At 44.8% G+C, this 10,000-nt stretch carries 9 protein-coding genes; all 9 read right to left on the reverse strand.

Going from position 1 to position 10,000, the window contains the following annotated elements:
- Window positions 1–151 precede the first annotated feature (151 nt).
- Window positions 152–1,612, reverse strand: coding sequence for a flagellar filament capping protein FliD (gene fliD / locus LDL40_RS06120; RefSeq protein WP_300994304.1), 1,461 nt, complete (start codon window positions 1,610–1,612; stop codon window positions 152–154).
- Between the two features lie 14 nt (window positions 1,613–1,626).
- Window positions 1,627–2,031, reverse strand: coding sequence for a flagellar protein FlaG (locus tag LDL40_RS06125; protein WP_300994305.1), 405 nt, complete (start codon window positions 2,029–2,031; stop codon window positions 1,627–1,629).
- 81 nt (window positions 2,032–2,112) lie between these two features.
- Entirely contained in the window at window positions 2,113–2,940 is an 828-nt protein-coding gene (locus LDL40_RS06130) for a flagellin (RefSeq protein WP_300994306.1), read from the reverse strand.
- A gap of 316 nt (window positions 2,941–3,256) precedes the next feature.
- Window positions 3,257–4,084 carry a flagellin gene (locus LDL40_RS06135; RefSeq protein ID WP_300994307.1) on the reverse strand — a complete coding sequence of 276 codons (828 nt, stop codon included), beginning with the start codon at window positions 4,082–4,084 and terminating at the stop codon, window positions 3,257–3,259.
- Window positions 4,085–4,318: 234 nt separating this feature from the next.
- A complete protein-coding gene (locus tag LDL40_RS06140) occupies window positions 4,319–5,149 on the reverse strand; it encodes a flagellin (protein WP_300994308.1) in 831 nt (276 codons plus the stop codon).
- A 246-nt stretch (window positions 5,150–5,395) separates the two neighbouring features.
- Entirely contained in the window at window positions 5,396–6,226 is an 831-nt protein-coding gene (locus LDL40_RS06145; RefSeq protein WP_300994309.1) for a flagellin, read from the reverse strand.
- A 310-nt stretch (window positions 6,227–6,536) separates the two neighbouring features.
- A complete protein-coding gene (locus LDL40_RS06150) occupies window positions 6,537–8,078 on the reverse strand; it encodes a glycosyltransferase (RefSeq protein ID WP_300994310.1) in 1,542 nt (513 codons plus the stop codon).
- Between the two features lie 41 nt (window positions 8,079–8,119).
- Window positions 8,120–9,346, reverse strand: coding sequence for a flagellar hook-associated protein FlgL (flgL, locus tag LDL40_RS06155; protein WP_300994311.1), 1,227 nt, complete (start codon window positions 9,344–9,346; stop codon window positions 8,120–8,122).
- A 2-nt stretch (window positions 9,347–9,348) separates the two neighbouring features.
- A partial coding sequence (locus LDL40_RS06160) for a flagellar basal body rod C-terminal domain-containing protein (protein WP_300994312.1) occupies window positions 9,349–10,000 on the reverse strand: 652 nt, incomplete at its 5' end.

The raw sequence follows: 10,000 nt of genomic DNA on the forward strand, positions 1-10,000 counted from the left end.
TACGTTCCATCGCTCCCTTGGCTTTGGCCATATTTTCCAGCGAGCCCTGCATAAGTAACTGAATAATACGGTGCGGGTCTGCAACTGCTAAATCATCTTTGATGCCTACAGATTTGTAAGCTTTAATACCGTAACTCATAGCAAGCTCCTGTTAACTACCATAACGTGGCAGGTTTGCCAGCTGTTGCACCAGATAACTGGATGTGCTCTGGAGTTGACCTAAAGTCGAATCCAAAGCTCCATACCTCTGACGCAATGTATCTTCGTAGCTCACTATATATCGTTCGAAAGCTTCACGATCTTTAGTATTTTTTTTCAGTTGGTCTTTTAGTGAGGTTTCTTTGTTCACTAATAGGCCATCTCTGTCCGTAAACTGGGAAATGATTTTATCCATTTCCTTGGAAATACCACCTTTGGCGCCGAACAAATCGGCAATTTTATCGTAGTTATTTTCCAGTGCGTCATCAAAACGTTCACGACCTGAGTCAGCACCGTACAACCTAGTACTGGAGATTTCCAGTTTGCCCTGGTCATTAAAGGTGATACCCAAAGCGTAAAGGTTATTCAGTTCTGCGCCACCGGATGAAAAAGCGCTACCCAGTGTTTTAGTGACCTGACTCATAATACTGCGGACCATAGGGTCGCTACTCAAAGCACCACCTTCAGACACTACGGTTTTGCCGTCTTCTCCTAAAGTACGATTTTTCGTAAGCGAATTCACTTCAGTCAGCAAGCTATTGTAAGCATCCATAAAAGCTTTGATTTTATCTTCAGCCGCTTTTTTGTCTGTCTCAATAGTTAAAGTCGCATTATTGCCATCAGGAGTGACGGCTGAAACAGTCAATTCAGTATCCTGGATGGCATTTTTAAAGGTATTGTTTTTGCTAAATACACTAATGCCGTCGATCACTACTTCCGCATCGCCTGCTTCAATAGCCACATCAAGTCCACCCGAAACAGGATCGCTGCTACCAAAAGCTTGAGTTGTCAGACTATCAAGATCTGCATTATCGCCGGTGATTTTAAGTTCGTTCCCTTCACCTGTAATAGATGAAGTCAGCACTAACTTGGTCCCTACTCCGGAACCAGCATTAATAATGTTGGCACTGACGCCAAAATTACCGCTGGCACTGTTCACAGCTTTACGGAATTCGTCCAGCGTCATATTAGCTTTGACGTTGACATCAAAGGTTTTGCCATCTGCCTCAAAGGTCAGTTTACCTGCGGTAGCGCTGACTACAGCGGATGAACTGGCATAGGCGTTGTTTGCACTTTCGATACGGCTACCGGTTGCAAGAGATTTAACTTTAATATCAAAATTACCAGGAGCCGCAGTACTGCTGGATGTGGCTTCCAGGTAAGTTTTTGTATCTGTAGGTTGTTTGATGCTTGTGGTACGGGCTCTGAGTTTATCGTCTCCCAAAGCCGTTAATGTATCTTTAAATTTAGTTAAAGCAGACTTCAGTTTACCAAAACCAGAAAGAGATGAATCCAGCTCTTTTTTAGTGCTGTCGAGGCGACTTTCTTTAGTGTTTCGTTCCACAGTAACTAACTGTGTCACCAGACTTTCAAGATCAAGCCCTGATGCCGCACCTAACGACCGGATCGCCATGATTCATCCTCTCTTTATATCGTTTTATCAAACATTAAACCTGTCGCTGAACCTAAGTCTTCCTGCAATTTTTTGATCGCTTTGGCCATTGTCAGCACCTCTTCAGATGGGATCTGTCGAATTACTTCTTTGGTCTCAAAATCAATCACTTTCACTACAGGCTTACCAGATTCTTCGTCAACCGAAAAATTTAAAGTGCGTCCCTGAGAATTAACAAACTGGTTGATATTCTCAACGGCTTCACCTAATTCGTCCGGAGTCACAGTCTTCTGAGCGGTTTGCTGCTCAGGCTGACTCTCGGACTCTGGTGACGCAGTCTCCGGAGCACTTTTCACTTTGTTCAGATCAACCGCGACATTTGCAGCAGCTATGGGGGCCGTTGGTTGATAACCAAAATTACCCGTTATTACTGAACTCATATACGTCTACCTCTGTATCGGCAAGCGAGGTGAATACTTTAATAGGTATTCACCCTTTGCTCTTCACCTAAAAGGCCACTATTAACCTAATAAGGATAGTGCAGTTTGAGGTCTGGTGTTAGCCTGAGACAGTATAGTAGTACTAGCCTGCTGCAATATCTGTGCCCGTGTCAGTTCTGCAGTTTCTTTCGCAAAGTCTGTGTCACGGATCTGGCTACGCGCAGCTGATACGTTTTCAACTATATTACTTAAGTTACGGATGGTTGACTGGAAACGGTTTTGCAACGCACCCAGATCGGCCCGTGCTGAGTCTATAGTTTTGATCGCACTGTCAATACTGGCGATAGCGGCTGACGCGCCACCTACAGTTGAAACTGACAGTTTGTTTAAACCTAAACCAGAAGTACCATAGCCACCACCTGTACGTGACAGGTTGATACTGATAGTCTGACCGGCGTTCGCACCCACCAGGAATTTGGCAGAAAAATCGCCTTTTAACAGGTCGATGCTACCAAACTGAGTGTTAGTCGCAATACGGCTAATTTCAGTTTTTAAGGCTGAAACTTCTTTTTGCAACGCAGTACGGTCGGCAGAGTTGTTAATACCGTTTTGTGATTGTACAGCCAGAACACGGATACGTTGTAATGAAGTTGTAATTTCATCCATTGCACCTTCAGCAACCTGCGCCACTGAAATACCGTCGTTAGCGTTACTGATAGCTTGGTTTAAACCATTGATTTGGCTGGTTAAACGGTTGCTGATTTGTAAGCCTGCAGCATCGTCAGCCGCGCCATTGATACGGAAGCCAGAAGACAAACGCTTGTATGAAGTATCCAGTGAATTGCCCGAAGTCAATAACTGACGTTGTGCGTTTAACGCGGATACGTTGGTGTTTACTGCTAAAGCCATAAGTCACTCCTTAAAGTCGCGAAGGGTCTGCAAACCCGGAACACAACCTTTTTTGTTAAGCGGAACCCCGCAATTCTCGCCAAACTGCAATTTGGCTTAACTTGATATCGGCAAGTGACTTCAGGACTTTAGTTAAAAAAGGCAATTTTTTTCCATCAAGCGGCAATTAATTTCATATTTCCTTATTTTTCATAAAGTTAAATGCAAAAAATATTTTGAAAAAAGCAAAAAAAATGGGGTCAGATCACATTGTTAACCATCAACAATGTGATCTGACCCCATTTTACTACCATGTCATTCAGGCTACTTTTTAAACTTAACCTAACAGTGACAAGGCTGCCTGTGGTCGCTGGTTTGCCTGAGACAGGATAGTAGTACTGGCCTGCTGCATAATCTGCGAACGTGTCAACTCTGCGGTTTCTTTAGCAAAATCAGTATCTCTGATCCGACTGCGTGCTGCTGAAACGTTTTCTACAATGTTACTCAGGTTACGGATTGTCGATTGGAACCGGTTTTGTAAAGCACCCAGATCCGCCCTTGTGCTGTCGATAGTTTTAATTGCACTATCGATTTGAGCTATCGCTCTTGACGCACCTGCCACGCTTGAGATCGACAGTTTGTTGATACCCAAACCTGACGAACCGAACCCCCCACCAGTGCGTGATAAGTTCACGCTGATATTTTGTCCGGCATTAGCCCCAACCAGGAACTTGGCGGAGAACTTACCGTCCAGCAGTTTTATACCACCGAACTGAGTGGTTGTTGCAATACGGCTGATTTCCGTTTTCAGCGCTGATACTTCTTTTTGCAACGCAACCCTGTCTGCCGAACTATTGATACCATTTTGCGACTGTACTGCCAGTACCCGGATACGCTGCAGAGAGTTGGTGATCTCATCCATCGCGCCTTCCGCCGTCTGTGCCAGAGAAATACCATCGTTGGCATTACTAATGGCCTGGTTCAAGCCGTTGATTTGGCTCGACAAACGGTTACTGATCTGTAAACCCGCCGCATCATCAGCTGCGCTGTTGATACGAAAACCTGATGATAAACGTTTAAAAGCCGTATCCAATGAATTGCCAGATGTCAGTAACTGACGTTGTGCATTAATCGCTGATACGTTGGTGTTGACAAATAATGACATGGTGTCATCCTCCGGTTAGTAAATAAGTAGCCATAAAGCCTTTCCTTTTTTCCTTTGGCAGGAGCTCCTCGCTATAGGTGCGTCAGAGCAGTGCCATAAAGTTAGTCGTACGGATCAGGCGCCCAATGCCTTCCTGATCCAGTGCTGTTCGTTTTGTATCCGCAGAAGTTGCCTTATAGCTTCCCCTGGCGGATGACTTCAGTCTGTAGACTTTAAAAGTCCGGTGTTGTCTGGTTAGCCTCCTAACAAGGACAACGCAGCCTGAGGTCTTTGATTTGCCTGCGATAAGATGGTGGTACTGGCCTGCTGCAATATCTGTGAGCGGGTCAATTCAGCCGTTTCTTTCGCAAAATCTGTATCTTTAATCCGACTGCGTGCAGCCGAAATGTTTTCTACTATGTTCGACAAGTTGCGTATCGTGGACTGAAAGCGGTTTTGAATCGCACCCAGATCGGCCCGCTTGGAGTCGATGACGTTAATCGCACTGTCGATTTGGGAAAGTGCCCTGGAGGCGCCGGCTAAACTACTAATACTTAAACCCGCTATACCCAATCCAGATGACCCAAACCCACCACCGGCTCTTGAGATATTCACACTGATGGTCTGGCCTGCATTGGCGCCCACCAGGAAAGTCGATGAATATTTGCCGTCTAACAATTTCACACCACCAAACTGCGTCGTGGTCGCAATCCGACTGATTTCAGTCTTTAACGCTGATACTTCTTTTTGCAGCGCTACACGATCTGCAGAACTGTTAATACCGTTCTGTGACTGCACAGCTAAGACCCTGATGCGCTGCAACGCATTAGTAATCTCGTCCATGGCCCCTTCTGCCACCTGGGATAATGAAATGCCGTCATTGGCATTTCTGATCGCCTGATCCAAACCCTGTATCTGGGAGGTCAGGCGGTTGCTGATCTGCAAACCAGCTGCGTCGTCTGCTGCGCTATTGATGCGAAAACCAGACGAAAGTCGTTGAAAAGATGTATCCAGGGTTTTACCCGAGTTTATTAGTTGCCTCTGCGCATTCAGCGCCGAGACATTGGTATTTACAAATAACGCCATAACATTTCTCCTGAGCGTTTATTGAATGAAAAGTGGACACGTTACTTTATATTTAATCTAATCCACTCACATACTGTATCGGCAAACAATATTGTTTCTTTAGCGATTTTTAAAGAAATAAAAAACAAATATTCCACTTATAGATACAAATAAAAAAGGCCATACAGCAACGCCGTATGGCCAAAGAGCATAAAGCTCAGGAGTCGTACTAAAGATCGATTCAATATATTAGTTGTTGTTTAATTATTAACCTTGTAACAAGGACAGTGCTGCCTGTGGTCTCTGGTTTGCCTGAGACAGGATAGTGGTACTGGCCTGTTGCAGGATCTGCGAGCGCGTTAAATCAGCCGTCTCTTTTGCGAAGTCGGTATCCTTTATCCGGCTACGTGCTGCCGAAATGTTTTCGACAATGTTCGACAAGTTTCGGATAGTAGACTGGAATCGGTTTTGGATAGCACCTAAATCTGCCCGCTTCGAGTCAATCACGTTAATAGCGCTGTCAATACTGGACAGTGCTCTGGATGCACCAGCTAAACTACTGATACTTAAGCCTGCAATCCCCAGACCTGAGGAGCCAAAACCACCACCGGCTCTGGAAATGTTCACGCTAATGGTCTGGCCCGCATTGGCGCCGACCAGGAAAGTGGATGAATATTTACCATCCAGTAACTTCACACCACCAAATTGAGTTGTCACCGCAATCCGGCTGATTTCAGCCTTTAATGCTGATACTTCTTTTTGCAGAGCTATACGGTCTGCTGAGCTGTTGATACCGTTTTGCGACTGTACAGCAAGTACACGGATCCGCTGCAAAGCATTGGTGATTTCATCCATGGCGCCTTCTGCGACCTGGGATAATGAAATACCATCATTTGCATTTCGTATCGCTTGATCCAAACCTTGAATTTGTGCAGTCAGACGGTTACTGATTTGTAAGCCAGCAGCATCATCTGCAGCACTATTGATACGGTAGCCTGAAGATAAACGTTGAAACGCTGTATCTAAGCCTTTGCCTGAATTAATTAGTTGCCTTTGGGCATTTAACGCCGAAACGTTAGTGTTAACAAATAAAGCCATGATATATCTCCTGAGTCTTTTTATTTTGCAGAGTATTTATTTTTTTGTTCCCTGCTTAATAACTGTATCGACACAAAGAGATTTTTCTTTAGGATTTTGTTTGATTTTATTGAATAAAAACAAATGAGGGGATTGAATTTTTATAGGTATTTCTGTGGCTAACTATAGTATCGACAGCCAACTTCATAACTTTAGGTTAAATGCTTATTTAATCATCAAATGAGTGAAAATATGGTAGTTTGCGCAGAATTCAGGTAGCAATAGCAGAGCGAAACAGAGAAAGCGGCCAAGGCCGCCCCCTCTGTTTCGTTTAAAGCTGATAGATGTAGCTGTCGTAATCCAGCAGTAGTTGCTGGACTATTGCGGATGAATCTGTGGCTTTGGCGGCAGCATCGAGACATGTCTGGACAAAAGCCGTCTCAAAGTCAGCATCAGTCAGATAACGCTGAATAAAATCCAGTCGCTCTCTGTCTGACTTAAACACAAAGTCATCTCCGATATACTGGTACACATCGCCATAAGCCTCAGTCAGCACAGGAATTCCCAGGCTTAACGCTTCAATAGCAGAAGTACCGCCGCCCTGACGTTTTGGATTGAGCATAAAATGACATTTAGCAATCAGCTCGATCGCATTAGCGACGCGGCCGCTAAAATAACTACAGGACTGTAATTGCGAAGGAAAATCTTCTATCGCTTCGGGCCCGATAAAAACAAAGCCTGAGTTTGGAAACTGCGATTTAATTGCTTGTAGCGTCGCTATAAAATCTGATCGCATTTCATGCTCAAGCCGATAACCCACTACGACAAAATTAATCACAGGGTCTGTCACTTTGCTGCTTTTTTTACAATCGAACTTACGCAGTCTGAAAGGCAAACGGCTGTTCAACACCGGATGAGCTAATGCTAAAGTTTCAACCCGCTTCCGATCATGGTCGGTTAGTTCACGATGCAGTACAGGTACAGCGTACAAAGGTGTTACCAGTGAAGTCACACAAGGCACATTAAGTACGGGTCTGCTTTGGGCAATGAATTCGAGCACAGGATTCAACCCGCCTACGCCTATGATAAAACGCGGATTGATTTGGTTAATCACCTGAACTAAATCGACCAGATGTTCTGTATCGTCCATAGGTGTCAGCTGCATAAAATCAAACAACTGATCCCAGCATTTCACCACAGTCCCACCTGCACAAGGCTGCTGGGTACCTGTATCCAGATCAAATAAGGTGTCGGACTTGAAATATTCATTGCGCACTGTGCCAAAAAAAACGGGCGCAGGCATTGGATAGACGTAATGACCAGACTTTGCCACAGTAGTGCAACAGATCACCACCGGATGCTTACCCATCGCCTTTAGCGCACTGGCATAATTTAGAATAGTCAGAGTAGGACCATGTTGGGCTGTTACAAATTGGTTGGTTAAAAGTAACACTATTTCTTCATTGCCATTACCGATCAAGGGGCTGACCTGACAGAACTCCTGACTTTGATGACAAAACTTCTCCACCATAAGCCGATAAAGCGGAGCATAGTCGTACGCCAGCGCCTGTCCCACAAAATTGGCACGCATTAATTGGCTATAGAACATATACTGCTGCAAAAATGGCAGAGTAGCAAAAAGCTCAAACAACTTTTGGGCATCAACTTTTTGTTCTCCAAGCAGCAATAGCTGTAATTTACGCCATAACACCATAGGTACAGATGCAGGTAAATAACCAGCTAACACTTCGAGTTTAGTTGCTTTGTCCAGAGGTAAAAAATGGACTGTGTCCCAGTGATGAAACTCATTCACGGGCCAGTCCTTCGTTTGCAAATACAGCAGATCAAAACGCGAGAGTTCTTGTGTCAACATAAAGGGCTTCCTGCCAGAAAATTACTTAGTAACCCTGATTACTAATTGATGTAGTCAAATAAACTCAGGCCAGTGACACGACCAAAGGTTGCCTGAACGGCCTGCAGCGCAGTTTCCTGCTTAACCAACTCTGTAATGCCTGTACTGTAGTCCAGTTCCACCACATCAGCTTTGTGTGACTTGGTAGCGATCAGCACATCTTCATTGCTGCCAAAAATACTTTCTATCACATTCAAGCGGCCGCCTATAGAAGACATCGCTGAGTCTACTTTGGCTGAAGCATGATCGATCTCTACTGTTGCGTCCAAAATACGTTCATTCAAAACATCACCACTGTCACCTGCCTCAATCCCATTAATTAAGTCAGTTAACGTGTTGAGAATGTTAGTTTTTTCAGGTGGTTGCAGACTAAAATCCACAGTACCGCCAGGCGCCGCACCTGTGACATCGATAGAAAGACCATTGTAGGTGATGGCTTCACCAGGGGTGTAAACACCAGTCACGGGTGGCACTTGAGGCGCTCCATTACGCTGAATTTCATAATTGGATGGAGCAGAAAAAACAACGGAGAAATCATTATTGCCGGCTGTTAGTCCGTCGTAATTTTGCTTATAGAAATTATCAAAAACACTTTGGTTGGCCACAGTCACTTTAGCAGCAGTTACCGGAGCACCCACTGTAGGAGCTGTGGTCTGAAAACGCTTGTCGACACTGTCAAAAATACTGCGGCCACTGTCGTTGGCAGCGATAGAAATAGACAAAGACAGCTGGATAGCTTTTTGCCCCTCATCGCCATTAAATTCATATTTGCCAGTCGCCGTATTCAGACTGTAAGGCTGGGTCTGATCCTTAAATCCAGAAAACAAATAACCACCCAGTTCATCACGTCTGTTCATTAAGTCAAACAGTTCATCTCTGATATTGCCTAACTGTTCACCTATTGCCTTACGATCATTGTCATCGTAGGTACCGTTACCTAATGACAAAGTCAGTACTCTGGCTCTGTCCATCGCATTACGAATGCTGTCGTGCACAGTTTCCTGCAGTTCAAGGCTATTGCGGGCTGCAGTATTGTTTGTCTGAAACTGGTTAGTTTGCTGAATATTAGCTTCCAGGCCAATAGCCCTTGCCGCACCAGAGGGATCATCTGCAGCCGTCAAAATTTTTGTTTGCTTGTTCAGCATTAGACTTGCGGTCTGCAATTTATCCTGAGTCCCCAGGATCGAATCGAGACTCTGACTGTACTTCATATTAAAGGTAGTGCGCATTTTTACCTCGCCGCTTGCAACAGCGTGTCAAAAATTGTTTGTGACGTCGAGAGTATTTTCGCCGCCGCAGCATAGGTTTGCTGAAACCTGACTAAGTCAGCAGCCTCTTCATCCAGACTGACTCCTGATAAAGATTCGTGCCAGGCTGTGGTTTGCTCTAACAAAGACTTTGAGGACGCAGCAGCAACCCGGGCCTGACTGGTTTGAGTACCTACTGTACCAACCAATTCAGAATAAGCCTGATTAAAGGTCTGATATTTATCTGCGTTGACCGTAGTGGCCGCATTAATCCGAACCATATCGGCATTCTGAAGATTCCCCAGCATCAGGCCGTTTCTGTTATCTTCAAAACCACCAGTGTTGTAACCAATACTGAATGTATCGCCCACTTGAGGCACACCTTTAACAGAAAAATCAAAACCTGCATTGGCAAAGTTAACAGAGCCACTTAATAAGTTCTGATAATCAGCACCAGCAAAGGTAATAGTTTCACTGACGACAGGTGCACCCGAGTCTTCAATCAGAAATTGATTATTGCCCAGATAAGTAATGGCGAGTGGGCCGTCAGTGAAAGTTGCTGGCTGGACTAACCTGTTTCCTGCCTGGCCAACGCTACTAACGGAAAGTTTATCTATTTCGGCGTTCCCCAGGTTA

Origin of the sequence: Rheinheimera sp. (assembly GCF_020217005.1) — a bacterium.
GTDB lineage: Bacteria > Pseudomonadota > Gammaproteobacteria > Enterobacterales > Alteromonadaceae > Pararheinheimera.

What these genes read in the sequence shown, in the direction of transcription:
- fliD (WP_300994304.1), bottom strand. Translation starts at nt 1,612, where the DNA reads ATGGCGATCCGGTCGTTAGGTGCGGCATCAGGGCTTGATCTTGAAAGT.
- LDL40_RS06125 (WP_300994305.1), bottom strand. Translation starts at nt 2,031, where the DNA reads ATGAGTTCAGTAATAACGGGTAATTTTGGTTATCAACCAACGGCCCCC.
- LDL40_RS06130 (WP_300994306.1), bottom strand. Translation starts at nt 2,940, where the DNA reads ATGGCTTTAGCAGTAAACACCAACGTATCCGCGTTAAACGCACAACGT.
- LDL40_RS06135 (WP_300994307.1), bottom strand. Translation starts at nt 4,084, where the DNA reads ATGTCATTATTTGTCAACACCAACGTATCAGCGATTAATGCACAACGT.
- LDL40_RS06140 (WP_300994308.1), bottom strand. Translation starts at nt 5,149, where the DNA reads ATGGCGTTATTTGTAAATACCAATGTCTCGGCGCTGAATGCGCAGAGG.
- LDL40_RS06145 (WP_300994309.1), bottom strand. Translation starts at nt 6,226, where the DNA reads ATGGCTTTATTTGTTAACACTAACGTTTCGGCGTTAAATGCCCAAAGG.
- LDL40_RS06150 (WP_300994310.1), bottom strand. Translation starts at nt 8,078, where the DNA reads ATGTTGACACAAGAACTCTCGCGTTTTGATCTGCTGTATTTGCAAACG.
- flgL (WP_300994311.1), bottom strand. Translation starts at nt 9,346, where the DNA reads ATGCGCACTACCTTTAATATGAAGTACAGTCAGAGTCTCGATTCGATC.